The organism is Roseovarius lutimaris, assembly GCF_900115165.1.
Lineage (GTDB): Bacteria > Pseudomonadota > Alphaproteobacteria > Rhodobacterales > Rhodobacteraceae > Roseovarius > Roseovarius lutimaris.
In genome coordinates, this window is sequence record NZ_FOVP01000015.1 from 73,935 (window position 1) to 97,142 (window position 23,208).

Here is a 23,208-nt window from a genome sequence, read left to right on the forward strand (position 1 = left end):
CCGAAATATGGGGATTGCGATGCGCGCGTGCAAGGGCTTTGCGAAACGGCGTAAACTCAGTATCTTATGGGTTCAACGGTGCAAGGGAATCGCCAGCCATGAATGCCTATAGCGATCTTTCGATGAAATCCGAAGACGTCCTGCGGGTCGAGCTTGAGGAATTTCGCCGTGAGCACCGCGATCTGGATGAGGCCATTCGTGCGCTTCAACTGAACGCAACCGCCGATCAGCTAACCTTGCAACGCCTGAAAAAGAAGAAACTTTACCTGCGCGACATCATCGCCCGCATCGAAGACCGGCTTTATCCGGACATCATTGCGTAACGCCTGCCGATCAGTATAGTGCGCGCTTCATTGCAAGGGGCGTGATATGACAGTGGTCAAAGTCGGCATCATCATGGGAAGTCAGTCGGACTGGTCGACCATGCGCGAAGCCGCTCAAATTCTCGATGAACTGGGTGTCGCCTATGAGACGAAAATCGTCTCGGCGCATCGCACGCCGGATCGGCTCTGGGAGTATGGCAGAACCGCCGTCGCGCGCGGGCTGCAGGTGATCATCGCAGGCGCCGGCGGGGCCGCGCATCTGCCCGGCATGATGGCCAGCAAAACCCGCGTGCCGGTGATCGGCGTCCCGGTTCAGACCAGGGCCCTCTCGGGTGTCGATAGCCTCTATTCCATCGTGCAGATGCCGCGTGGCTTTCCGGTGGCGACCATGGCCATCGGCGGGGCGGGTGCCGCCAACGCCGGCCTGATGGCCGCCGCGATCCTCGCCAATGGCGACGCCGATCTTGCCGCGCGGCTGGATCAATGGCGCAATGCCCTCTCGGCCTCAATTCCGGATGAACCAACCGATGACTGATCCCCTTCCCACCGGCGCAACCATCGGCATTCTGGGCGGTGGCCAATTGGGCCGGATGCTCTCGGTGGCCGCTGCGCGCCTTGGCCTGCGCTGTCATATTTTTGAACCCGGCGCCAACCCGCCTGCGGGCGACGTGGCCCATGCCGTCACCACCGCCGGTTACGACGATGAGGACGCCCTGCGCGCCTTTGCCCAAAACGTTGATGTCATCACCTATGAGTTCGAGAATATCCCGACCTCGGCCCTCGATATCCTGGAAAAGATCAAACCCGTCCGCCCCGGACGCAAGGCCCTGCGCGTCAGTCAGGACCGCCTTGTCGAAAAGGCCTTCCTGAGCGATCTTGGCCTGCAAACCGCGCCTTTTGCCGGCGTTGACGATGCCGAGGATCTCTTCGAGGCGATGGCCGAAATCGGCCTGCCCGCGATCCTCAAGACCCGCCGCCTTGGCTATGACGGAAAGGGACAGGCACGGATCACGACCCGTGACGACGCCGAAGCCGCGCTCGCCGATATGGCCGGACAGCCGGCTATTCTCGAAGGCTTCATCGCGTTTTCGCACGAGGTTTCGGTGATTGCCGCCCGGGGTGAGACCGGCGATATCGCCTGCTTCGATCCCGGCGAGAACGTCCATCAGGACGGCATCCTGCGCACCACCACCGTGCCCGCCCGCCTGAGCAGCGCTCAGCGAACCGATGCGGTGCTTCTGGCGGCCAAGATCCTCAACAAACTGCGCTATGTCGGCGTGATGGGGGTCGAACTTTTCGTGACTGACACCGGCCTTATCGTCAATGAAATCGCCCCTCGGGTGCATAATTCCGGCCATTGGACGCAACAGGGCTGCGCCATTGATCAGTTCGAACAACATATTCGCGCCGTCGCGGGCTGGCCCTTGGGCGATGGCACGCGCTATGCCGATGTGGTGATGGAAAACCTGATCGGCGCCGATATGAACCGCGTGCCGGATCTGGCCAAAACCGCCAATACCGCGATCCACCTTTACGGCAAGGCCGAGGTCAAACCGGGCCGCAAGATGGGCCATGTGAACCGCATCGTCAAATAAGGCAGCCCCCGTCTTTCATCTTTCCATAAATACTCAGAACCGCGACGCAGGCCCCTTGCGACGCGGTTAACCGATAAAACGCGCCGCCGCCTCGCCGGACATATAGCTGATGCGCCCGGCGGCCATGGTCGCCGTCACCTTGCGGCTACGCGCCTCAAGCACCACAAGATCGGCCCGCAATCCGGCGCGCAGCAGCCCCCGGTCGGCAAGCCCCAAAATCCGCGCAGGCCCGGCCGAAACAAGCCCCCAGGCGCCTGCCAGATCAAGCAGCCCCCCATCGGCCAGCAAAAACGCCGCGCGCTTGAGCGACGGATAGTGATAATCCGAGGCAAGCGCATCCACCAGACCCATCGCCACAAGTTCGATCGCGCTGGCATTGCCGTTATGCGAATTGCCCCGCACCACATTTGGTGCGCCCATGATCACCGCATCGCCGCCGCTTTGCGCCTCTTCGGCGGCCTCGCGCGTTTCGGGAAATTCGGCAATCCTCACACCGCGCGCGCGCGCCGCGCGGCGCTGATCAACGTGGCGGTCATCATGGCTTCCAAGGCGCACCCCGCGCGCGACAAGATCGGCGCTCAGCCGGTCAAGTGCGTCGGGCACCTCGCCCATGGCGGCATGCAAACCTTGGATGAATTCCAGATGTTTCTCGGGATTGCGCCCGATCCGAAGCGCCTGACCGTGCAGGCGTGGCGGGCGCTTGCCCTTGTCGAGCGCCTCATGCGGCAGGTGATCGTTGAACACCACATAAGGGATGCCATGGCGCGCGACCATCTCGGCCATTGCCGCGTAATCGTCCAGCATCGCCACTTCAAAGCGAAGCTGCGCGCGCAGATCTGTCGCCACCTGATCGCGCAGACGTGCAATCGCGTCAAACACACGCTCGGCAAACTCCGGCCCCCGCATGCCGCCTTCCCAGCTATAGAACTGCGCCAGCGTGGCGGTGGTGATGCCGTTTGCGGCCAGTTCCGCTTCGGCGGCGATCAACCCCTCGCCAAGGTCCTTCATCGCACCGCGCCGCGGGGCAAGGTGGCGCTCGAACCCGTCGCCATGCACATCGACAATCCCCGGCAGCACCAGATAACCGCTCAGATCAACCTCGCGCCCAATCGTCCTATCCCCGATCACGCCATCGCTTATGCCGAGCGGCTCATCGGATAGCCCCCCGGGGCGCAGAACCTGTGCGCCGGTCAACGTCAGGCTAAGCGCGCTCATTCCTCGACCCAACCCCAGAGGACATCGCCAAGCGTGAGATCATGATCAAACGCCCCGTCGCGCAGAAAGTTCTCGACCTGCGCGATCACAAGCGGGTTGTTCATCATGAAGGTATGCGTCACCGGCAGGCTCAGGTGATCGGCCATGCCGTCGACCCGCGTCGAGGCGACCGACACCTTGCCGTCATCCGGCCCCTCGATCACGCTTGAATAATAGGGGTTGAGCGAGCGCGTACCGGCAATCACCCCAAGCTCGAAATCCACTGGCGGGAGCTGTTCCGGCAGGCCCTCCGGTCCGGTCTCAAGCTCTGCGCCGGCCGGGCCGTTGAGCCATTGAAAAAGCTCAAGCCCGCCCAATTCGTCAACAAGTTCGCTGCCGTGATTGGGCGGCGCAAGCATGACCACGCGGCCCATGTCAGCGGGCCGATTATCCTTGAGCCAGAGCCGCAACAGGATGCCGCCCATCGAATGGGTCACGAAATGCACCTTGGTATCGCCGCACACCCGTACCCCGAATGGCAGGGTCTCTTCGGCGAGCTGCTCAATGCGCTCTTCGGTCGAGGGGTAATCCGGGCTGAAGACATCATAGCCTGCCAGTTCAAGCGCCTCCTGCAACACCAGCAACGAGGTATCGGACCGCGCCAGCCCATGCAGCAGCACCACGCAATCCGCGCGCGCGGGCGCTCCGATCAGGCCGACACAAAGGCCAAGGGCGAAAAGCATCTGTTTCATGTGGTTCAGATAGGTATATTTGACCCTGCTGAACAGCCCTTTTCCCACCCGGAGATACCAGTGTGACCATACGCCTTGCCACGCGCGCCGTTATCCTTCACGACAATCGGCTTTTGCTGGTCAATGCCTTTCCGGGCCATCAAAGCGATCTGTGGTGCGCGCCGGGTGGCGGTGCCGAGGTGGGCGCCTCGCTTCCCGACAACCTAAAGCGCGAGGTTTTTGAAGAGACCGGGCTGCGTATCCGCGTCGGCCCGCCCTGTCTTGTGAACGAATTTCACCAGCCGGAAACCGGCTTTCATCAGGTCGAGGTTTTCTTTCGCTGCACCATCACCGACGGCACGCTGAGCGACGATTGGCAAGACCCCGAGGCGGTGGTCAACCGCCGCCGTTTTGTGACCGAGGAGGAAATTACCGGCCTGCGCGTCAAGCCCGACAGCCTTGCGCATGTCGCCTGGGCGCGGGGCATGGGGTATGATCCACTCGAAGTTCTGGTAAGGTAGCGCGATGAACAAGGCCTTTACCAAAGAGGATGACGGCAGCACGCCGGAACGCCTGCCTGATCTGCCGATCAGCAACCACCCCAACCATGTCACACCGCAGGGCCTGGCCGCGCTCAAGGCGCGTCACGCCAGCCTTGAGACCGAGGTAAGCCGCCTGCGCGAGGCGCGCGATTTCCTGGATGACCTGCACCCGCTGGCCGTAGCGGAACGCGATCTGCGCTATGTCGAGGCGCGGCTGAACACCGCGATCCTTGTGCCTCCGCCCGAGGGACCATGCGATCAGGTGCTCTTTGGCGCAACCGTTGCGGTGGCCGATGAAGACGGGCGCGAGACCTCCTATACTATCGTCGGCGAGGATGAATCCGATCCCGAGCGGCACCTGATCGCGGGGTTTTCTCCGCTGGCGCGCGCCCTGATCGAGGCGCATGTCGGGGATATTGTCGAATGGCCCAAACCCAGCGGTCTGGTCGAGCTTGAGGTGCTGCGCGTCACCTATCGCGATTAGCCTCGCCCAAACGGCAGGACCGAGATCGCAACACCGCCCAGCACCAAAACCGTCGCCATCACGAATTGCAGGTCAAGCGCCTCGGCGAGAAAGATCATGCCGCCCGCCATGGCAATCACCGGCACGGTCAGCTGTGCCACCGCCGCCACGCTTGCGCCAATCCGTGGCACGATCGAATACCACATCGCATAGCCGACCCCCGAGGTCAGCGCGCCCGAGGCAATCGCCAGCAAAATCCCGTCGTGGCCGATCTCTGCACCGCCCGGCCCGGCGGGCCAGACCAGGGTAATCAGCACCCCGGCCGGGGCGGCCAGAATGAAATTCGCCGCCGTCGCCTGAAGCGCGTCGCGGTTGAGCCGCCCTGCCAGCGAATAGATGCCCCAGCCAACCCCGGCCAGTGCCATCAAGAGCGCATGCAGCGGGCTAATCGCCGGGCCGACGCCGGGCCAGAGCAGCCAGGCCAAGCCGCCAAAGGCCATGATCGCCCCGATCCAACGGCGCGGTGGCATCGCCTCGCGCGCCCAAAGCCCGCCGACGAACATGGTGATCTGAACCACGCCAAACAGGATCAGCGCGCCAAGCCCGGCATCCAGCGCAGTGTAAGCCCCTGAAAAGCCGTAGATATAGACCAGAAGCGACAGCACCCCGGCGATCCGCCCCGGACCGCGCAAATTGATCCGCCCGCGCAGCACAAGGCAAAGCCCCGCCAGCATCACCGCGCCTGCCACAAGGCGGATCGCGCCGAAACTTGCGGCGTCAATGCCCCCCCCGGCAAGCGCCAAACGGTTCAGCACCGAATTGGCGGCAAAGGCGATCATGGTGGCAGTGGTCAGCAAGAACAGCGGCATCAATGGCTCTCGAAGGCTTTGGGATAGATCAGGGTCCGTTCTGGCACATCTGTTCCCGGACCTGCCAGCAACGTATTCGTGATCAGATAGGGCGAGCCTAGCCTGACGGCGCGCTCAAGGCTGAACCCGGCGCGTTGGTAAAATCCGGGCTGGCCCAGAACGACCACATAACATCCGCTCAGGCGCGCCCATTCCGACAGAAGGCCGATCATCCGGCGGCCATGCCCCTGCCCTTGCCAGTCGGGATCAATCGCCACCGGGGCAAGGCAGAACCAGTGTTTGGGGCTGCGCATCTTCGAGATGGCATAATAGCCAACGATGCCATCGCCCGAAGGCAGCACGGTTTCACCTGCGATATCGCCTGCCCGGCGCAGCCTGTCGACAAGCCGCGCCTCGGCCTGCCCGTCAAAGGCGCGCTGCAACAAGGCGGCCACCTCCGGTTCTTCGCCACGCCGCATCTCGCGGCTGAATTGCGGGCCGCGCATCATGCAGCTAGTCACAGCTATTGGCGCTCAGCACCTCGGTCGGCGCGCTGTCTTGCGGATACCATTCCAGCCCCATCTTCCAGCCCATAGGTGTCTTTTGGCTGTTCTTGTGGCGGGTCAGGGTGACAAAGCCGTATTGCGTAACGGTCGTGACATCCGCCTTGATCGTTTTGCCCGATGACGAGGGCAAGATTGCCGTGCGCCCCGTATAATCGGTGCCGCATTTCAGGGTTTTGAGGTACGGCCCCGAGCCACCGTCGATGCCGGGCATATAGGACCGGTCCCAGCGGGTGCCGCCATGGCCTGCAATCACCACATCCATCAGAACATCGCTTTGATCCTCAAAGATTTGCAGATGCTGAAACAGGTGCTGGTGTCCGGCCAGTACCGCGTTGGGCCAGCAGGACGTGTCAGCGCAGCCCTTCGACAGCGCGTCGGCCACCGCATGCCTGATCGAACGATCGCCAATGTCATGTGTGCCACCGCTGTAATACTCTTCTTTCACCGGGGGGTAATGGGTCAGCCATAGCTTGTTACGCCCGGCGCCTGACGGGTTGGCAACATAGTGCTGGCCTTGCCGGGTTGGGCCAAAGGCGCCATTGGCCTGCGCCAGTCCGGGCTGCGAGGAGTCGATCACATAGATGGTGTACTCGTCCACGCTCTGATCATTGCGCGGCGCGATGCTGAACGACCACGGCGCGCTCCAGGGGCCCACACCGCCCGTCGGGCAAGTGGCCTGATCGCCCGGGCCGAACAGCTCGTACCAGCCCTCGCCCGACCATTGCGCATCGCAGCGTTCGTGATTGCCGCGCACAAAGACGAATGGTGACACCAGCAGCATCGGCTGTGCGGGCACCAGAAATTCCTGCAACCAGTATTCAAACCGATTGGGCGCGCCGAACCAGTAATCGGCATCCTCATAGAAATAATGATGATCGCCGCCATGCATTATGAAATCGGGCCGTTTGCCGGCCACGCGGCCCGCCAGATCGCCAAATCCGTAAATCACCCCAGGATGATCCGGATAGGTGTTTGGGTCCTTGCTCAGGCAATCCTGCCAGTAGCGACTGAATTTCTTGTGCTTCGGGGTCTCGTACTTTCCGCGACAGCCGGTGTCGGACATGAAAACCGCGCTCAGCGTCTTGCCCGCGTCGGTGCGCGCACCCAGTTGCGCAGGCCCTGCCAGTTGCGCCCTGGCCTTCGCAGTGCTGCCCGGCGTGCCCTGATAAAGTTCGGCAACCTTGCCATTGCGGTTGATTTTGACGGTCTGTGCGCTCTGGTCCAGCGCGATCTGGCACACCGCAACCTTGTAGGCATCGCCCCTTATAAAGCCACTCTTGCCATCCGCGTCGCGGGTGTGCCCGCTCAGCGTGGCGCGGGCCTTGACCGTGGTCCCGCTTTGGGCGCCAGCCACCTGATATGTCGCACAGGCCGCATTGGCATCGCCCGAGGGCAGCGTCACCACATAGCGCAGCTCAACGCCCGGCACGCGCGCGCCGACCACCCGGCCCGGCAATTGGTCGGGCGTGATCTGCGTCCAGGCCGCCAAAAGCTCAATTTGCGTGATGTCGGGGTTGTTCACCCGCGCGGGCGGCACCGGCACATCGGCGGCACCAACAGGCATCCCCGCAAGGCCCATCGCACAGGCCGATATGGCACTTTTTACCATGGTTGGCAGGTTCATCTGAAATCTCCTTTGATAAAAATATGCTCTACATTTGTCGCGCGTGCCGGCGCAAAGTCAAAGCCTATACCCGGTCATGAAAAAGGGGCCGCCCGAAGGCGACCCCAATACGTTAGCACAGATGTGGCGCAGATTACATCATGCCGCCCATGCCGCCCATGTCGGGCATGCCGCCACCGGCTCCAGCGCCTTCTTTGGCGGGCTGGTCGGCAACCATCGCTTCGGTGGTGATCAGCAGGCCCGCGATCGAGGCTGCGTCTTCCAGAGCGGTGCGCACAACTTTGGCCGGGTCGATCACACCGAATTTGAACATGTCGCCATATTCATCGGTCTGCGCGTTATAGCCAAACTTGAGGTCTTCGCTCTCGCGGATTTTGCCCGCGACAACCGAACCGTCAACACCAGCGTTCTCGGCGATCTGACGCAGCGGCGCTTCGAGCGCCTTGCGAACGATCATGATACCGGCGTTCTGGTCGCTGTTGGCGCCTTGCAGGTCCAGGAGGGTCTTGGCCCCCTGAACGAGGGCAACACCGCCACCCACAACGATACCTTCTTGCACGGCCGCACGTGTGGCGTTCAGCGCGTCATCGACGCGGTCTTTACGCTCTTTCACCTCGGTTTCGGTCATGCCGCCGACGCGGATAACAGCAACACCACCGGCCAGTTTGGCCACGCGCTCTTGCAGTTTTTCACGGTCGTAATCGCTTGTGGTGTCTTCGATCTGCTGACGGATCTGAGTGACCCGCGCTTCGATCTCTGCCTTGTCACCGTGACCGTCGACGATGGTGGTTTCGTCTTTGGTGATGTTCACGGTCTTGGCCGAGCCGAGCATATCCATGGTGACGGATTCAAGCTTCATGCCAAGGTCTTCGCTGATCACCTGACCGCCGGTCAGAATGGCAATATCCTGAAGCATCGCCTTGCGACGGTCGCCAAAACCGGGGGCCTTGACCGCAGCAATTTTCAGACCGCCACGCAGCTTGTTGACCACGAGGGTCGCCAGGGCTTCGCCTTCAACGTCTTCGGCAATGATCAAAAGCGGCTTCTGGCTCTGGATCACTTGCTCAAGCAGCGGAACCATGGCTTGCAGCGACGACAGTTTCTTTTCGTGCAGCAGGATCATGCAGTCGTCAAGCTCGGCAATCATCTTGTCCGAGTTGGTGACGAAATAGGGGCTCAGGTAGCCGCGGTCGAATTGCATACCTTCGACAACATCGGTCTCTGTTTCCAGGCCTTTGTTTTCTTCGACGGTGATCACACCCTCGTTGCCGACTTTCTGCATCGCGTCTGCGATCTGACGACCGATTTCCGCTTCGCCGTTGGCAGAGATGGTGCCGACCTGGGCAACTTCCGCGCTGTCATTGACGGGGCGCGAGGCGGCCCGGATGGCAGCGACCACTTTGTTGGTGGCCAGGTCGATACCGCGCTTGAGGTCCATCGGGTTCATGCCGGCGGCAACCGATTTCATGCCTTCCTTGACGATGGCCTGGGCCAGAACGGTGGCGGTGGTGGTGCCGTCGCCTGCTTCGTCATTGGTGCGGCTGGCGACTTCTTTCACCATCTGCGCGCCCATGTTTTCGAACTTGTCTTCCAGTTCGATTTCCTTAGCAACCGATACACCGTCTTTGGTGATCCGCGGCGAGCCGAAGGATTTGTCCAGAACCACATTGCGGCCTTTGGGGCCGAGTGTCACCTTGACCGCATCGGCCAGGATGTTGACGCCCTTGAGCATGCGATTGCGGGCGTCGGTGGAAAAACGTACGTCTTTTGCAGCCATTTTCAGGTGCTCCCGTTTTTTGATAATCTAGTGTTGATGAGGTAAAAGCGCGGTTTGAAAACCGGGCCTTATGCCATCAGACCCAGAATGTCGCTTTCTTTCATGATCAACAGCTCTTCGCCATCAACCGTAACTTCGGTGCCCGACCATTTGCCGAACAGGATGCGGTCGCCGGCTTTTACAGCCATCTCGATCAGCTCGCCGTTATCCTTGCGCGCGCCGTCGCCGCAGGACACAACTTCACCCTCGCTGGGCTTTTCTTTTGCGCTGTCGGGAATGATCAATCCGCCAGCAGTTTTTTCTTCGCTTTCAACGCGGCGTACAAGCACGCGGTCATGCAGCGGTTTAAATGCCATCTCTGAGGCTCTCCTTGGCTCAAAGTTTCTTCCGATGACCCCTACACGGGGGTCGTTATCACTCAGTCACCCCGAGTGCTAACGATGCATAGCTAGGGATCACGCGAAACGGAGTCAACACCGTTGATCCATAAAATTCAGCACTTTCGCCCGCCCTTGCATATGGAAATTATGCCGCAGTGCAGCATTACAGGTGACAAACCATCCGTCCCCCCCTATAAAGCGCGCAAATCAGACAGACCCACAGGATTGACCCCAAATGACAACACTTGTTTTCGGCCATAAATCGCCCGACACCGATTCCACCGGCTCGCCCATCATCTGGGCCTGGTATCTGAACGACGTGCAGGGCATCCCTGCTGCCCCTGCCCTGTTGGGGGAACCCAACACCGAGGCGCTGTTCATGCTGGACCGCTGGAAGCTGGACAAGCCCCAGATCATCGAGGGCGTTGCCGCCGATGCGCCCGTCGTGATCGTCGACACCAACAACCCGGCCGAGCTTCCGGCCGATATCAATGCCGCCGATATCCGCGGCATCATCGACCATCACAAGCTTGTTGGCGGGCTTGAGACCAAGGGCCCCATCGACATCCGGATCGAGCCTTTGGCCTGCACCGCGACGATCATGTACAAGATGATCGGCAAGGACATGGCGCAAATGCCGACCGCCATCAAAGGCGCGATGCTGACCTGTATCCTGAGCGACACGCTTGAATTCCGCTCGCCCACGACGACGCAGGAAGACAAGGCCATCGCCCATGCGCTTGCCGAAGATCTCGGTATCGTGATCGCCGATTACGCCGCCGAAATGTTCGCCGCGAAATCCGATGTCTCGGCCTTTTCAGACGCCGAATTGCTGCGGATGGATTCAAAAGAATATGGCGTTGGCGACACCAAGTTCCGCGTCAGCGTTCTTGAAACCACAGCCCCCGCGACGGTGCTGGATCGCAAGGCCAGCCTGATGAACACCATGACAGCCGTTGCCGCCGAAGATGGCGTTGATCAGGTTCTGTTGTTCGTGGTCGACATCCTCAACGAGGAAGCCACGCTATTGGTGCCCAACGATCTGGTGAAAACCCTGGCGGAAAAATCCTTTGGCGCGACCGTCTCGGGCGACGCTGTTGTTCTGCCCGGCATCATGAGCCGCAAGAAACAGATCATCCCCAATCTCAAGGTCTGAGGGCAATCTCAAACCGATAGAAAGGGGCGCCCTGTGCGCCCCTTTTTGTGGGTTCAGACCACGATCAACCCGCGGCTGGTGGCGCGGGCGACCGCATGGATGGTATTGACCGCCCCAAGCTTGAAGCGCGCCGATTCAACATAAACCCGCAGGGTATGTTCGGAAATGCTCAGCGTTTGTGCCACCTGGGCCCGGCTATAGCCCATCGCCAAAAGGGTAAGCCCGTCAACCTCGCGCGGCGACAGGGATTGCACCTGACCGGGATTGCGGTCAGGCTCGAAATCAAGCGCCTTCTGATTGAAGTAATGCGCGATCAGGATCAGGTCGCGCCGATGCTCTTCGGTAAAGGCCGCCCATTTCGCGTCATCGCAGGTATGGCTGACCGTGAACAAGGCAAACTGGCCGTTCGGGCCGCGCACGGGCACCGAATAGCCCTGGTTTCCGGTGCCGTATTTGATCGCTTCAACCTGAAAGGCACGGGCGGCCTTGCCAGACCAGTCAAGCCGCTTCCAGTCGACCGGATGAAAAAGCTTGTAGCATCCCTGAATAACCGGATCGACGCGCACATAATCCTGATCGAGATAGCGTTGCACCCAGGTCGGCGAATAGGTGCCACACCCGTATTGGTCACCGGCGCCGCTGACCCAGTGATAGACCATGTGATCAACGCGTAGAAGATCGCGAAATTGCTCGATAAGCCTCTGCAAATCGGTCAGGTCAGAGGCATGTTCCAAAGCCTCCAATAACTGTTCCAACCGCACGGGCGGGATCGCGTTCATTCGCGGAATGTCCTTCCCCAGTCAACGCAAGCTCGGTCGCGGCCACCAGCCGTGTATCATCCAGCTGTTCGGCCAAAACACTCAACCCATTTTCATGGGCGAATGTTTGTAGATCGGCAAGAACGTCGAGTATCCATTCGTTTCGCATCTATCAGCCTCGCGTAGCATTGGTTAACAAAAGGTTAACACAACTATAACATGCGTCGAAATCCAGTGTTATTCGCGAATAACAACTCCCCAGAAATAGCGGGGCCTCGCTTTGCTAAGCGATTGGCACCATTGAATCGCATTAAACGCGAACCGCCCGCGAATCGATCCAACGATTCGCGGGCGGTGTCGGGTCGCTAAACTCAATGCTGATTATGAACGCCCTGCCTCGACCACGTCTTCGACCGTGCGCAATCCGGTGCGCGGGGCCTGAACCAGAACCGCCATATTGCCCGGCTTATGCTCGTTGCGCAGCATCTTGAGGTGCGCGGCGGGGATTTCATCCCAGGGGAACACTTCGGACATGCAGGGATCAATCCGGCGCTCGATCATGAGCTTGTTGGCCGATGCCGCCTGTTTGAGATGGGCAAAATGCGAGCCTTGCAGACGCTTTTGGTGCATCCACATATAGCGCACGTCAAAGGTACAGTTGAACCCGCTGGTGCCCGCGCAGATCACCACCATGCCACCCTTTTTGCACACCAGGCTGGACACCGGAAAGGTTGCCTCGCCGGGGTGTTCAAACACGATATCAACGTTGTTGCCCTTGCCGGTGATATCCCAGATCGCCTTGCCGAATTTGCGGGCTTCCTTGAACCATGTGGCATATTCGGGCGTGTTCACGGTAGGCAATTGCCCCCAACAGCTAAAGTCCTTGCGGTTGATCACGCCCTTGGCGCCCAGATCCATGACGAACTGGCGCTTGTCTTCGTCCGAAATCACGCCGATGGCATTACCGCCCGCCGCATTGATAAGCTGGATCGCGAACGACCCAAGACCGCCCGAGGCGCCCCAGACAAGAACGTTCTGACCGGGCTTAAGCTCGTGCGGGTGATGGCCAAACAGCATCCGATAGGCCGTGGCCAGCGTCAGGGTGTAGCAGGCGCTTTCTTCCCACGTCAGATGCTTGGGGCGCGGCAGCAATTGCTGTGCCTGCACATTGGTGAACTGGGCAAACGACCCATCGGGCGTCTCATAGCCCCAGATCCGCTGACTGGGCGAGAACATCGGATCGCCGCCGTTGCATTCCTCGTCGTTGCCGTCATCCTGGTTACAGTGGATGACAACCTCGTCGCCCACCTTCCAGTTCTTGACCCTGTCGCCCACGGCCCAGACAATGCCAGAGGCATCTGAGCCGGCGATGTGATACTCGGCCCCGTGACCGTCAAACGGGCTGATCGGGACACCAAGACCGGCCCAGACGCCGTTATAGTTAACGCCTGCCGCCATCACCAGAACAAGCACTTCGTGGCTGTCCAGAACCGGGGTATCGACCACCTCGATCTGAAAGCTCTTATCGGGCTCGCCGTGGCGCTCGCGCCGGATCGCCCAAGCATACATCTGCTTGGGAACATAGCCCAAGGGGGGCATTTCACCGACCTCGTACAGGTCTTTTTCGGGTGCCTCGTAGGGCGCAATACCCGGTTCTGTATCCAAAGCCATGATAAGCCTCCTGTCACAAAATTGCCGCGACGCAGAATCGCGCCTCTCTGACCTTGAAATATCTAGCGATGCGCAACAATGCAATGCCAAAGGATACATTTTTGTAACTTTATGACCGAGCGAGCGCAGAATTTCGGCTAATTCGCGCTGCAATCGCGAAAAAGATGGGCGATCGAGGCCGCGTAGAATTCAACGATAGGCCGCTCGCACTCGACCACCGAATACGCACCGCCAACCTCTTGCACCATCTCGCGCTTGGTCAAGACCTGAAGGCCGAACCGCGCGCCATAGCCGATATCCTCGCGCGGCAGGTGCAGATAGGCGTTGCTCACATCCAGATCCGCCGCCATGTCGGCCACGGCCTTCTCCAGTTCGGCCATGCTCAGCGGCGCTTTGGCCTGCAACAATGCGCGCGCCACAAGTGGCACAGGCAGCACCGGCACCTCTTGGCCGATCCGCTCCATCAAGAGCTGTGCAAGCCCTTCGATCCCCGCCGCCGGATGATCGCGCTCAAATTCCGCAAGCGACAGCGGCGCGCCAAAGCTTACCGCCGCATAGCCATGCCGATGATAGCGCCCGCGCAGCCGCAGCCAGACCTGTTTGAGGATAAAGCGCCCGATCACACTGATGCGCGCCGGAAACTTGCGACCGCCGGCCTGCCGCGCCGCCACCAAAAGGCGATCTTCAAACACCCGGTCGTAATTCAGGGCGACCGGCACGAACACCACATCGCGTGCGCCGGGGGTGCGTTCTTCGACAAGATATTTCAGCAACCCAAGCTTGGGCGGGGCCAGGGCGCCATCAAGGCTTAGCCCGCCTTCGGGGAACATCGCCTGGGTCACGCCGCCATCGGTGGCCATGCCGACATAGCGCGCCAGAACCCTGCGATAGAGATCATCGCGCGACTTGCGGCGGATGAAATAGGCCCCCATCGCCCTGATCAACCGGCTAAGCGGCCAGACCCGCGCCCATTCGCCCACCGCATAGCTGAGCGCCGAGCGCTCTGCCGCCAGCCAGGTCACCAACACGTAATCCATGTTGCTGCGGTGGTTCATTACAAAAACCACCGTCGATCCCTTGTCCACCGCGCTCAGGGCGGCGGCGTCGAAATGGCCAAGCCGCACCCGGTACAATGACCAGCTCAGCCATTTGGCGGCGCGGATCGCAAAACCGAAATAGGCACTGGCGCTAAAGCTTGGCACGATCTCGCGTGCATATCGGCGGGCCATTTCAAAGGCGACGTTCTCGGGGATACCCTCGGCCTTGGCATGGACGACAATCGCGCGGCTTACCTCGGGGTCATAGATCAGCCGCTGAATCATGTCATGGCGCCGCGCAAGCCTGAACGGCTCAATCGGACGCTCAAGCCGGGTATTGAGCTTGGCAACCACCCGCTCCATCCGCCGTCGGAAAAACCAGCGCACCGAGGGAAACAGAAAATGCGAGGCAAAGGTGACCCCCGCAAACGCAATAAGCAAAATCAGCGCCCAGACGGGCATTTCCACCACATTCCCCATGCGCGCAGGAAAGCAGGGTTTGCACCCCGCGTAAATGCCTGTGTAAATGAGTCCATGCCGCAATGCAGCGAATTGACAGTGGCATTTTATTGCCTATAACCAAAGCGGAACGTAACAAAATTACGCAAACTGATTCACGAGGTCCCACCATGTCGCAGACGCAGAACGACAAACCGTCCGATCGCCAAGCCGATCGCCCCTGGCTCATCCGGACCTATGCGGGCCATTCCACTGCGTCGGCTTCGAACGCGCTTTACCGCGCCAATCTTGCCAAAGGGCAGACCGGTCTGTCGGTGGCTTTCGATCTGCCGACGCAGACCGGCTATGACAGCGATCATATTCTGGCGCGCGGCGAAGTCGGCAAGGTCGGCGTGCCGGTCAGTCACCTTGGCGATATGCGCGCGCTGTTTGCCGATATCCCGCTGGATCAGATGAACACCTCGATGACGATCAACGCCACCGCGCCTTGGCTTTTGGCGCTTTATATCGCCGTCGCCGAGGAACAGGGCGCCGATACCACCAAGTTACAAGGCACCGTTCAAAACGACCTGATCAAGGAATACCTGTCGCGCGGCACCTATATCTGCCCGCCCAAACCCAGCCTTAAGATGATCGGCGACGTGGCCGAATATTGCTATAAGAACGTGCCTAAATGGAACCCGATGAACGTCTGTTCCTATCATCTGCAAGAGGCCGGCGCGACACCGCAACAGGAACTGGCCTTTGCCCTTGCCACCGCCACCGCCGTGCTTGATGAGTTGAAACCGCGCGTCGCCCCCGAGGATTTTCCGGCGCTTGCCGGGCGGATTTCCTTCTTTGTGAATGCCGGCATCCGGTTTGTCACCGAGATGTGCAAGATGCGCGCCTTTGTCGATCTCTGGGATGAAATCCTTGAAACCCGTTATGGCGTGAGCGACCCGAAGTTTCGCCGCTTTCGCTATGGCGTGCAGGTCAATTCGCTTGGCCTGACCGAGCAGCAGCCCGAAAACAACGTCTATCGCATCCTGATTGAAATGCTGGCCGTGACCCTGAGCAAAAAGGCCCGCGCCCGCGCCGTGCAGCTTCCTGCCTGGAACGAGGCGCTTGGCCTGCCGCGCCCCTGGGATCAGCAATGGTCGATGCGCATGCAACAGATTCTGGCCTATGAGACCGACCTTCTGGAGTTCGACGACCTGTTTGACGGCAACCCGGCGGTCGATGCCAAGGTCGAGGCGCTCAAGGATGGCGCGCGCCACGAGCTGGCCAATATCGACAGCATGGGCGGCGCGGTCGATGCGATTGAGTACATGAAGGCCCGCCTTGTCGATAGCAACGCCGAACGCCTTGGCCGGATCGAGCGCAATGAAACCGTCGTTGTGGGCGTCAACCGCTGGCAGGAGGGCGAGCCCTCGCCGCTTCAGACCGAGGATGGCGGCATCATGGTGGTTGACCCGGCGGTCGAGGCCGAACAAATCAACCGGCTGAACGACTGGCGCAATGCCCGCGATGCGGGGGCCGTGAAACAGGCACTAGCCGATTTGCGTGCCGCCGCCGCCGAAGGGCGCAACGTGATGGAGCCCTCGATTGCCTGTGCCCGTGTCGGCGTCACCACCGGCGAATGGGCCGCCCAGATGCGCGCCGTCTTTGGCGAATATCGCGGCCCCACCGGCGTATCGGCGAACCCGTCGAACAAGACTGAGGGCCTTGAGGATCTCCGCGCCGCCGTTGACACCGTCAGCGACCGCCTTGGGCGTCGACTCAAGTTTTTGGTTGGCAAACCGGGGCTTGACGGCCATTCCAACGGCGCCGAACAGATCGCCTTTCGCGCCCGCGATTGCGGCATGGATATCGGCTATGCCGGGATCCGCCTGACGCCCGAAGAAATCGTGCGCACAGCGCTTGAGGACGAGGCCCATGTTGTCGGCCTCTCGATCCTGTCGGGCAGCCATATACCACTTGTCGAAGACCTTATGGCACGCATGCGCGAGGCGGGTCTTGGCGATGTGCCGGTGATCGTCGGCGGCATCATCCCCGAGGATGACGCCAGGCGCCTGCGCGAAATGGGCGTGGCGCGGGTCTATACCCCGAAGGATTTCGAACTCAACACCATCATGATGGATATCGTGACCCTCGCCGATCCCAAGGCGGTTGCCGCCCAATAAATCCGACCAAAGGACCAGCGAATGCCGAACGAACAGGCAAGATTTTGCTGGTCCTGACGGGCATTTGGGCACAGACTGATCTTTGGACAGTTCCAAATGATCAGGCCGCATATGACCATCACACTCCGCCCCATTCAGACCGGTGATAAACCGAAATGGACGTCTCTTTGGCGTGACTATCTGACGTTCTATGAAACCGCCCTGCCCGATACGATCTACAAAACCACGTTTTCGCGGCTCTGCTCACCCGATCACCCGGATCAAAACGGGTTTCTGGCGCTGAACAATCGCAACCCGGTCGGCCTTGTTCACTATATCTATCACCCGCACAATTGGCGGATTGAAAAAGCCTGTTACCTACAGGATCTCTATGTCGCCCCGGAAGTGCGCGGCATGGGGGTGGGTCGCAAGCTGATCGAGGCGGTCTATGCGCAGGCCGATGCCGATGGCTGTCCGTCGGTCTATTGGCTGACGCAGGAGTTCAACGCAGAGGCGCGCAAGCTGTATGACCGGATCGGCACCCTGACGCCCTTCATCAAATACAGCCGATAATTCTGGCGTTAAACCCCGATATAACGATCCACGATCGAATGATCCGCACGCAGCGCCTCGGCGGGCAAGGTCTCGGTGTTGCGGCCGTTTTCAATAAACGCCACCCGGTCAGCCACCGATAAAACCGCATCGACCCGCTGTTCCACCAACAGGATCGCGACCCCCTCGTCGCGCATCTTGACGATCACCTGACGGATCGCCTCGATCATCGAGGGTTGAAGCCCCTCGGTCGGCTCGTCCAGCAAAAGCACCTTGGGCCGCAGGCACAGCGCGCGCGCCGTCGCCAGCATCTGTTGCTCGCCGCCCGAGAGGGTCTGCGCCCGTTGGCCATAGCGTTCGCGCAAACGCGGGAAAAGTTGCAGAACCTCGTCCAGAACCTCTGGCCCGCTGTTGCGCGCGCGCAGCCCGATTTCAAGGTTCTGCGCCACGGTCAGTTCCGCAAACAAGCGCCGCCCCTGCGGGACATAGCCGATACCGCCGCGCGGCACGCGGTAGGCCGGCAGGCGGCTTATCTCCTGTCCCGCAAGCATCACCCGGCCCGACATCAACGGCACCAGCCCCATGATTGCCTGCATGGTGGTGGTCTTGCCCGCCCCATTACGCCCCAAGAGGCACAGGATTTCACCGGGCGCCACCTCAAGGCTAAGATCGCGCAGCACCTGCGCGCGCCCATATCCGGCGTTTATTCGCTCCAACCGCAGCATCACCCGTTCCCCAGATAGGCGGTCTGAACCTCGCCATTGGCGTGGATTTCATCGGGCGTGCCCTCGGCCAGAATCTCGCCGAAATTCAGCACCGTGATCCGGTCTGCAAGCTCCATCACCACGCTCATGTTGTGCTCGATCAAAAGGATCGTGGTCTTGCCCGCCAGCTCGCGGATCAGCGCCTTGAATTCGGCAATCTCGCCCTCGGCCAAACCCTGCGTCGGCTCGTCGAGGATCAATAGGCGCGGCGATTGTGCCAACCCCATGGCGATCTCCAACAAGCGCTGATGGCCATAGGACAAATCGCCCGCCTCCTGCGCCTTGCGATCCAACAGGCCGACCCGCGCAAGCGCATCATCCACCGCCAGGCCGACATCGGCCCCCTTGAGGCGGCGGCGCGCGGCAAGGGCGACGTTTTCGCCAACGCTCAGCCCGGCAAAGACCGAGGTGATCTGAAATGTATAGGCCATGCCCAGCATGATCCGCTTATGCGCCGGAAGCGCGGTGATATCGCGCCCCTCAAAGATCACCTGCCCGCCCGAGGGGGCAATGCGCCCGCAAATCATGCTCACCAGCGTGGTCTTGCCCGCCCCGTTGGGGCCAATCAGGGCGCGCACCTCGCCCTGGGGCAAATCGAAATTCACCCCCTCGACCGCGCACAACCCGGCGAAATGCTTGGACAATCCCCGCGTCGTCAAAAGCGTCATGGCAAGCCCCGCCAGACCCGGCGGCGCAATTCGCCCATCAACCCCTGCGGCGCGAACAACGTCAAAAGCACCAGTGCCACACCGGCAATCAGCATATAGGCGGTGGTCACACCCGAGCTAAGGTCAATCAGATAGAACATGAAAAGCGTGCCGATGAAGGGGCCCAGAACCGTGCCGGCACCGCCAAGCAGGACCCACAAAAGCGGAAAGATCGAATATTGAACGCTCGCAAAACTTGCCCCCGCATAGCCAAACAACAACCCGTAGGACGCCCCCGCCGCCGCCGCGATGGTGCCCGATATGATCATCGCCGCCAGCTTGTGCACGAAGATGTCATAGCCAAGCATGCGCACGCGCTCCTCATTCTCGCGGATCGCCACCAGAACCTTGCCAAAGGGCACCCGCACCAGCCAGAGGCTTGCCATCAGGCAGGTGCCAAACAGGATCAGCGCGGCGAAATAGCGATTGCCCGCATCGCTAAGATCAATCCCCCAGAGCACGCGCTGTGCCTGCTGGATCACGAAACCTTCGTCGCCACGGGTATATTCGCCAAAATAAAGGATCGTCAGGTAACCGGCCTGCGCAAACATCAGCGTCACGATCATGAAGGCCACCCCGGTGGTGCGCAGCGCCAAAAGCGCCAGCCCGCCCGAAACCACCGCGCCCGCCACAAGCCCAAGCAATAATGCGGGTGCCGGTGTCAGGCCAAGATGCTGGATCCCAAGGCCCATGCCATACATGCCCGCCGCAAAGAACAGCGCATGCCCAAGGCTTAGCAACCCGGTATAGCCAAACAGGATATTATATCCGACCGCATAACTGGCCAGCACCATGATCCGCGCAAGATTGCCGTGGTGATAGGCGGGCAAAACGAATTGCAACACAAACAGCAGCACGATCAAACCGCCATGAAGCGCAAACGCCCGCGCGCCGCCACTCATCCGGAGCGCGCCCCAAATAGGCCCTGCGGGCGAAACACAAGCACAAGCCCGACAAGCAATGTCGCCAGGATTTTCGCCAATGTGGGCGAGAAGAACACCGAGATGATGCCATCGCTCAACCCGATCAACACGGCGGCAAGCACGGTGCCCGGCAGGCTTCCAAGCCCGCCGATGATCACCACGATGAACGACAGCAAAAGCGGATCGGCCCCCATCAGGTAATGCGCCTGCTGAATGGGCACGATCAACACCCCGGCCAGCGCCGCCAGCGCCGCGCCAAGACCAAAGACAAGCGCATAGACCCGCTCGACCGGGATGCCAAAGGCCTGCGCCATGTCGCGATCCGCCTGCGTGGCGCGCATCACCAGCCCAAAGCGCGTGCGCGACATCAAAAGCCACACGCCGCACAGCAGGACCACGGCCGCGCCGATCACCGCCAGCTTGTAACTTGTCGTCCCAAGCCCCCAGGGCCAGATCATCGCCCAGCCGTCGGCGCCATGCTCAAACCACGGGATCGCAAGCCGCGTGTTGAACGGCGGCTCGACCGGGCGCGCATCGGGACCATAGCCCATCAGGGTCATTTGCTGGATGATATAAAGCACACCGATGGTGGCCACGATGGTGCGCTCGGGATCATAGTTCAGCCGCTTGAGGATCGTCATATCGGCGGCCACCGCAAGCGCCCCGACAATCAGCGGTGCGGCGACAAGCGCCACGGCAAACCCGATCGCCGGATGTCCGCCAAGGCTATGCGCGATCCACCAGGCAATGACCGCGCCCAGCATGAAAAACTCGCCATGCGCGATATTGACGACCCGCATCACACCAAACACCAGCGACAGCCCGACCGCCGTCAGCGCAAGCACCGCCGCCGTGATCGCGCCTTCAAGCGAGGCAAGCACTATGTAAGGGCCCAAATCCATTCTGGCGCAAGGATTGCCCGGCATCGCCGCAGGGGGCAAGCCCGTTCCACGCAAGACATGCGATTATTGCGCGCGAAACTCGGTTTGGCCCATGACGATGCGCTGATCCTTGGTCACGGTGACGATCTGACCGTGCTTACGCTCAAGTTGGCGGGCGACCACCTCGTTGCGCGGCTCCCAGTTATACCAAGCGTCGTCTTTGGTGGGCATCCAGGTCAGCGTTCCGCCCTTGCGCCAGGGGTCAAGCACGATGCCTTGGGCAAAGGTATCGCCGCGCCGACTGATCACTGCGGTGCTATGCTCAAGGCGAAAGGCATTATCGCTATTGGCAACGGCGCGATGCAGTTCCAGCGTCTGAAAATTCTCTTGTTTGAGGCGCGCCTCGATATCGCGTGCCCAATGCCAGCAGAGCCCGCGCGGCTTTAGCCCCATATTGACCTTGGTGTTGTGGATGATCGGCGGATCGGTGATCTCATATTCCTGCGCAAGCTGATGAGAATACGAATAGGCCACCTGTGCCGCGCGCCGCGCCTCTTCGGGGTCAACCTCGGGACCCAATGCGCCGATCCCGACCGCAAGCCGCGTTACATCGCTTGCCTCGGGTGGGGGTGGCGGCGCACCACAGCCCGCCACGGCAACAAGCGCAACGCCCCAGAAAATTCGCCTAATTTTCTGGATCATTTTCTTCACAAAAGAAAATGCCACCTCAGAACGATTGCGTCGTGTAATCGGTCTCATCGGGGTAAAGCGTGTCCTCAATGGATGTCTTGTGAACGCGAAGCAATTTACCGCCCGTGACCTTGGAAATATACTGATGCCCAAAAACCTGGTGGGTCTTGCCATTAAACAGCTTGGCGCCCTGTGGGTGCGCGCGGCTTTCCGGCATATCGGTCATTGCCTCGACCGCCTCGATCAAAGCGGCGCGGTCCTGCGTGCCCTGATACCCGGATGCTTCCATCCCGGCCTTGACCACATAAAGCGTTTCCCAACACCCGAACATATGCGCATAGGTCGACACATCGCTTGGATCACTGATCGACGCACCTTCATCATTCACCCCCACCGCAGCGCGGAAAAACTTGTCATGCTCTGACTGATCCACCTGCGCGTGGCGCGGGTTGCCCTCCCACAAATAGGTGCCTTCCAGATATTCCAGACCGGGGCTGTCGATGGCCACCGCTTCAAGGCTGTCGATAAAGCCGAACATTTCCGGGCGCGAGGGGCCGAAAAACTCGCCAAGCTCTTTCACGAAGGTCAGAACCGCAGGCCCGACCATCACATGATAGAGCACCTCTGTTTCGCGCGGGATTTTCGGGAAGTATTTGGTAAAAGACGTCTCGGATGGCGGAATGGCGATATGCGCCAGCACCTCACCGCCCTGCGCCTCGATCGCCTGAGTGAAGAAATCGCGGTGATCATGGCCAAAGGCAAAATCCGGGAACACCATCGTGACCTTTTTGCCCAAATTCTGCGCCACGTAGGGTGCCATCGCCTGCACCTGGCTTTTGACATCGGTGATGCCGGGTTGCAATGTATAGCGGTTCAACATGCCGCTGGCGACGTGATGCCCCTCAGAGACCACGAAATAAGGCATCTTGAGCTCGCCTGCACGCGGTGCCGAGCCGATGACCACATGGCTGAACAGCGTCCCAAAGGCGATATCACAGCCGTGCTGATTGGCGAATTTTTCGACCACTTCGGCGCCGCGCTTGGGGTCGGTGCCATCATCTTCGGCCACGATCTCTACCATGCGGCCATTGATGCCGCCGCCCTCATTGATCAACTTGGCCGCCGCCTCTGTGGTGCGCCCGTACCAGCGCCCATAGGCCGCGCCGATGCCGGTGCGATGCACCTGAAAGCCAATCTTGATCGGCTCGGCGGTCTGTGCGTTGGTATAGCGCGCCCACATCGGAAGGCTGGCCGCGCCAAGGCCCGCCGCCAGCGTTTTCATCGCGCCGCGACGGGTGGTGCCGACAGGTCTGGTCTCGGGGCGGGTGTTCGGGGTGCTCATGGCGGGGTCCTCTGCGCTGATCTTGAAACACACGGCAAATCTGCCGACTGCGGCCAAGTCTGCGAAGCAATCCGTCCCTTGTCC

At 60.7% G+C, this 23,208-nt stretch carries 24 protein-coding genes; 8 read left to right on the forward strand and 16 right to left on the reverse strand.

Features of this window, described 5'->3' with window-relative positions; genetic code table 11:
* The first annotated feature begins 98 nt into the window (after positions 1-98).
* From BMZ91_RS13725 to BMZ91_RS13735, 3 genes are read left to right on the forward strand one after another with little or no spacing between them, the layout of a single operon-like run.
* Positions 99-323 carry a YdcH family protein gene (locus BMZ91_RS13725; protein WP_092839988.1) on the forward strand — a complete coding sequence of 75 codons (225 nt, stop codon included), beginning with the start codon at positions 99-101 and terminating at the stop codon, positions 321-323.
* A 46-nt stretch (positions 324-369) separates the two neighbouring features.
* Positions 370-858, forward strand: a complete 489-nt coding sequence (gene purE, locus BMZ91_RS13730) for a 5-(carboxyamino)imidazole ribonucleotide mutase (RefSeq protein ID WP_092839991.1) — start codon at positions 370-372, stop codon at positions 856-858.
* A complete protein-coding gene (locus BMZ91_RS13735; RefSeq protein WP_092839994.1) occupies positions 851-1,918 on the forward strand; it encodes a 5-(carboxyamino)imidazole ribonucleotide synthase in 1,068 nt (355 codons plus the stop codon). The genes purE and BMZ91_RS13735 overlap by 8 nt, the downstream gene beginning before the upstream one ends.
* 66 nt (positions 1,919-1,984) lie before the next feature.
* On the opposite strand, the gene BMZ91_RS13740 is transcribed toward BMZ91_RS13735, so the two are convergent.
* Both BMZ91_RS13740 and BMZ91_RS13745 read right to left on the reverse strand, forming a co-directional pair.
* Positions 1,985-3,133: an alpha-D-ribose 1-methylphosphonate 5-triphosphate diphosphatase gene (locus BMZ91_RS13740; protein WP_092839997.1), complete on the reverse strand. Its 1,149-nt coding sequence runs from the start codon at positions 3,131-3,133 to the stop codon at positions 1,985-1,987.
* Complete coding sequence (locus BMZ91_RS13745) at positions 3,130-3,864, reverse strand: alpha/beta hydrolase (RefSeq protein ID WP_425441579.1); 735 nt, start codon at positions 3,862-3,864, stop codon at positions 3,130-3,132. The genes BMZ91_RS13740 and BMZ91_RS13745 overlap by 4 nt, the downstream gene beginning before the upstream one ends.
* A gap of 62 nt (positions 3,865-3,926) precedes the next feature.
* On the opposite strand from BMZ91_RS13745, the gene BMZ91_RS13750 reads away from it, so the two are divergent.
* Both BMZ91_RS13750 and BMZ91_RS13755 read left to right on the forward strand, forming a co-directional pair.
* Positions 3,927-4,364 carry an NUDIX domain-containing protein gene (locus BMZ91_RS13750; protein WP_092840000.1) on the forward strand — a complete coding sequence of 146 codons (438 nt, stop codon included), beginning with the start codon at positions 3,927-3,929 and terminating at the stop codon, positions 4,362-4,364.
* A 4-nt stretch (positions 4,365-4,368) separates the two neighbouring features.
* On the forward strand, positions 4,369-4,869 hold the full coding sequence (locus BMZ91_RS13755) for a GreA/GreB family elongation factor (RefSeq protein WP_092840003.1): 501 nt from the start codon (positions 4,369-4,371) through the stop codon (positions 4,867-4,869).
* On the opposite strand, the gene BMZ91_RS13760 is transcribed toward BMZ91_RS13755, so the two are convergent.
* The 5 genes from BMZ91_RS13760 to BMZ91_RS13780 all read right to left on the reverse strand — a co-directional run bounded on the left by BMZ91_RS13760 (position 4,866) and on the right by BMZ91_RS13780 (position 10,019).
* On the reverse strand, positions 4,866-5,717 hold the full coding sequence (locus BMZ91_RS13760; RefSeq protein WP_092840006.1) for a DMT family transporter: 852 nt from the start codon (positions 5,715-5,717) through the stop codon (positions 4,866-4,868). The genes BMZ91_RS13755 and BMZ91_RS13760 overlap by 4 nt on opposite strands.
* Positions 5,717-6,205, reverse strand: a complete 489-nt coding sequence (locus tag BMZ91_RS13765) for a GNAT family N-acetyltransferase (RefSeq protein WP_245736386.1) — start codon at positions 6,203-6,205, stop codon at positions 5,717-5,719. The genes BMZ91_RS13760 and BMZ91_RS13765 overlap by 1 nt, the downstream gene beginning before the upstream one ends.
* Positions 6,206-6,209: 4 nt before the next feature.
* A complete protein-coding gene (locus BMZ91_RS13770) occupies positions 6,210-7,886 on the reverse strand; it encodes a metallophosphoesterase family protein (protein WP_092840009.1) in 1,677 nt (558 codons plus the stop codon).
* A gap of 133 nt (positions 7,887-8,019) precedes the next feature.
* A complete protein-coding gene (gene groL / locus BMZ91_RS13775) occupies positions 8,020-9,663 on the reverse strand; it encodes a chaperonin GroEL (protein WP_092840012.1) in 1,644 nt (547 codons plus the stop codon).
* Positions 9,664-9,731: 68 nt separating this feature from the next.
* Positions 9,732-10,019, reverse strand: coding sequence for a co-chaperone GroES (locus tag BMZ91_RS13780; RefSeq protein ID WP_092840015.1), 288 nt, complete (start codon positions 10,017-10,019; stop codon positions 9,732-9,734).
* A 259-nt stretch (positions 10,020-10,278) separates the two neighbouring features.
* Between BMZ91_RS13780 and BMZ91_RS13785 the strand changes: the two genes are divergently transcribed.
* Positions 10,279-11,199, forward strand: a complete 921-nt coding sequence (locus BMZ91_RS13785; protein WP_092840019.1) for a manganese-dependent inorganic pyrophosphatase — start codon at positions 10,279-10,281, stop codon at positions 11,197-11,199.
* Positions 11,200-11,252: 53 nt separating this feature from the next.
* Here BMZ91_RS13785 and BMZ91_RS13790 read toward each other — a convergent pair whose 3' ends face one another.
* The 3 genes from BMZ91_RS13790 to BMZ91_RS13800 form a co-directional block, all read right to left on the reverse strand.
* Positions 11,253-11,978 carry a helix-turn-helix transcriptional regulator gene (locus BMZ91_RS13790; protein WP_092840022.1) on the reverse strand — a complete coding sequence of 242 codons (726 nt, stop codon included), beginning with the start codon at positions 11,976-11,978 and terminating at the stop codon, positions 11,253-11,255.
* A gap of 360 nt (positions 11,979-12,338) precedes the next feature.
* The gene (gene ccrA / locus BMZ91_RS13795; RefSeq protein WP_092840025.1) at positions 12,339-13,628 is read right to left on the reverse strand and encodes a crotonyl-CoA carboxylase/reductase; all 1,290 of its coding nucleotides are present in this window, start codon (positions 13,626-13,628) and stop codon (positions 12,339-12,341) included.
* Positions 13,629-13,765: 137 nt separating this feature from the next.
* Positions 13,766-15,145, reverse strand: coding sequence for a 1-acyl-sn-glycerol-3-phosphate acyltransferase (locus tag BMZ91_RS13800; protein ID WP_092840028.1), 1,380 nt, complete (start codon positions 15,143-15,145; stop codon positions 13,766-13,768).
* 149 nt (positions 15,146-15,294) lie between these two features.
* Here BMZ91_RS13800 and BMZ91_RS13805 point away from each other — a divergent pair, with 149 nt between their 5' ends.
* Together BMZ91_RS13805 and BMZ91_RS13810 are read left to right on the forward strand one after the other, a co-directional pair.
* Positions 15,295-17,286 carry a protein meaA gene (locus tag BMZ91_RS13805; protein ID WP_092840031.1) on the forward strand — a complete coding sequence of 664 codons (1,992 nt, stop codon included), beginning with the start codon at positions 15,295-15,297 and terminating at the stop codon, positions 17,284-17,286.
* A 111-nt stretch (positions 17,287-17,397) separates the two neighbouring features.
* A complete protein-coding gene (locus tag BMZ91_RS13810; RefSeq protein WP_092840157.1) occupies positions 17,398-17,838 on the forward strand; it encodes a GNAT family N-acetyltransferase in 441 nt (146 codons plus the stop codon).
* A gap of 8 nt (positions 17,839-17,846) precedes the next feature.
* On the opposite strand, the gene BMZ91_RS13815 is transcribed toward BMZ91_RS13810, so the two are convergent.
* From BMZ91_RS13815 to BMZ91_RS13840, 6 genes are all read right to left on the reverse strand, one after another.
* Entirely contained in the window at positions 17,847-18,542 is a 696-nt protein-coding gene (locus tag BMZ91_RS13815; RefSeq protein ID WP_092840034.1) for an ABC transporter ATP-binding protein, read from the reverse strand.
* Complete coding sequence (locus BMZ91_RS13820) at positions 18,542-19,249, reverse strand: ABC transporter ATP-binding protein (RefSeq protein WP_092840038.1); 708 nt, start codon at positions 19,247-19,249, stop codon at positions 18,542-18,544. Before BMZ91_RS13820 ends, BMZ91_RS13815 begins: the two co-directional genes overlap by 1 nt.
* Positions 19,246-20,190: a branched-chain amino acid ABC transporter permease gene (locus tag BMZ91_RS13825; RefSeq protein ID WP_092840041.1), complete on the reverse strand. Its 945-nt coding sequence runs from the start codon at positions 20,188-20,190 to the stop codon at positions 19,246-19,248. The genes BMZ91_RS13820 and BMZ91_RS13825 overlap by 4 nt, the downstream gene beginning before the upstream one ends.
* Positions 20,187-21,113 (reverse strand): branched-chain amino acid ABC transporter permease, encoded by a 927-nt coding sequence (locus tag BMZ91_RS13830; protein WP_092840044.1) that lies wholly within the window; start codon positions 21,111-21,113, stop codon positions 20,187-20,189. Before BMZ91_RS13830 ends, BMZ91_RS13825 begins: the two co-directional genes overlap by 4 nt.
* A gap of 63 nt (positions 21,114-21,176) precedes the next feature.
* On the reverse strand, positions 21,177-21,794 hold the full coding sequence (locus tag BMZ91_RS13835) for a hypothetical protein (protein WP_092840160.1): 618 nt from the start codon (positions 21,792-21,794) through the stop codon (positions 21,177-21,179).
* A 25-nt stretch (positions 21,795-21,819) separates the two neighbouring features.
* Positions 21,820-23,124 carry an ABC transporter substrate-binding protein gene (locus BMZ91_RS13840; protein ID WP_092840163.1) on the reverse strand — a complete coding sequence of 435 codons (1,305 nt, stop codon included), beginning with the start codon at positions 23,122-23,124 and terminating at the stop codon, positions 21,820-21,822.
* Between the last annotated feature and the right edge of the window lie 84 nt (positions 23,125-23,208).

Bases quoted from the DNA above. Each gene is read 5' to 3' on its own strand.
- BMZ91_RS13740 (WP_092839997.1), bottom strand. From the start codon at position 3,133: ATGAGCGCGCTTAGCCTGACGTTGACCGGCGCACAGGTTCTGCGCCCC.
- BMZ91_RS13800 (WP_092840028.1), bottom strand. From the start codon at position 15,145: ATGGGGAATGTGGTGGAAATGCCCGTCTGGGCGCTGATTTTGCTTATT.
- BMZ91_RS13840 (WP_092840163.1), bottom strand. From the start codon at position 23,124: ATGAGCACCCCGAACACCCGCCCCGAGACCAGACCTGTCGGCACCACC.
- ccrA (WP_092840025.1), bottom strand. From the start codon at position 13,628: ATGGCTTTGGATACAGAACCGGGTATTGCGCCCTACGAGGCACCCGAA.
- BMZ91_RS13825 (WP_092840041.1), bottom strand. From the start codon at position 20,190: ATGAGTGGCGGCGCGCGGGCGTTTGCGCTTCATGGCGGTTTGATCGTG.
- BMZ91_RS13780 (WP_092840015.1), bottom strand. From the start codon at position 10,019: ATGGCATTTAAACCGCTGCATGACCGCGTGCTTGTACGCCGCGTTGAA.
- groL (WP_092840012.1), bottom strand. From the start codon at position 9,663: ATGGCTGCAAAAGACGTACGTTTTTCCACCGACGCCCGCAATCGCATG.
- BMZ91_RS13765 (WP_245736386.1), bottom strand. From the start codon at position 6,205: ATGATGCGCGGCCCGCAATTCAGCCGCGAGATGCGGCGTGGCGAAGAA.
- BMZ91_RS13785 (WP_092840019.1), top strand. From the start codon at position 10,279: ATGACAACACTTGTTTTCGGCCATAAATCGCCCGACACCGATTCCACC.
- BMZ91_RS13805 (WP_092840031.1), top strand. From the start codon at position 15,295: ATGTCGCAGACGCAGAACGACAAACCGTCCGATCGCCAAGCCGATCGC.
- BMZ91_RS13815 (WP_092840034.1), bottom strand. From the start codon at position 18,542: ATGCTGCGGTTGGAGCGAATAAACGCCGGATATGGGCGCGCGCAGGTG.
- BMZ91_RS13760 (WP_092840006.1), bottom strand. From the start codon at position 5,717: ATGCCGCTGTTCTTGCTGACCACTGCCACCATGATCGCCTTTGCCGCC.
- BMZ91_RS13725 (WP_092839988.1), top strand. From the start codon at position 99: ATGAATGCCTATAGCGATCTTTCGATGAAATCCGAAGACGTCCTGCGG.
- BMZ91_RS13735 (WP_092839994.1), top strand. From the start codon at position 851: ATGACTGATCCCCTTCCCACCGGCGCAACCATCGGCATTCTGGGCGGT.
- BMZ91_RS13745 (WP_425441579.1), bottom strand. From the start codon at position 3,864: ATGAAACAGATGCTTTTCGCCCTTGGCCTTTGTGTCGGCCTGATCGGA.
- BMZ91_RS13835 (WP_092840160.1), bottom strand. From the start codon at position 21,794: ATGATCCAGAAAATTAGGCGAATTTTCTGGGGCGTTGCGCTTGTTGCC.
- BMZ91_RS13770 (WP_092840009.1), bottom strand. From the start codon at position 7,886: ATGAACCTGCCAACCATGGTAAAAAGTGCCATATCGGCCTGTGCGATG.
- BMZ91_RS13755 (WP_092840003.1), top strand. From the start codon at position 4,369: ATGAACAAGGCCTTTACCAAAGAGGATGACGGCAGCACGCCGGAACGC.
- BMZ91_RS13830 (WP_092840044.1), bottom strand. From the start codon at position 21,113: ATGGATTTGGGCCCTTACATAGTGCTTGCCTCGCTTGAAGGCGCGATC.
- BMZ91_RS13810 (WP_092840157.1), top strand. From the start codon at position 17,398: ATGACCATCACACTCCGCCCCATTCAGACCGGTGATAAACCGAAATGG.
- BMZ91_RS13820 (WP_092840038.1), bottom strand. From the start codon at position 19,249: ATGACGCTTTTGACGACGCGGGGATTGTCCAAGCATTTCGCCGGGTTG.
- BMZ91_RS13790 (WP_092840022.1), bottom strand. From the start codon at position 11,978: ATGAACGCGATCCCGCCCGTGCGGTTGGAACAGTTATTGGAGGCTTTG.
- purE (WP_092839991.1), top strand. From the start codon at position 370: ATGACAGTGGTCAAAGTCGGCATCATCATGGGAAGTCAGTCGGACTGG.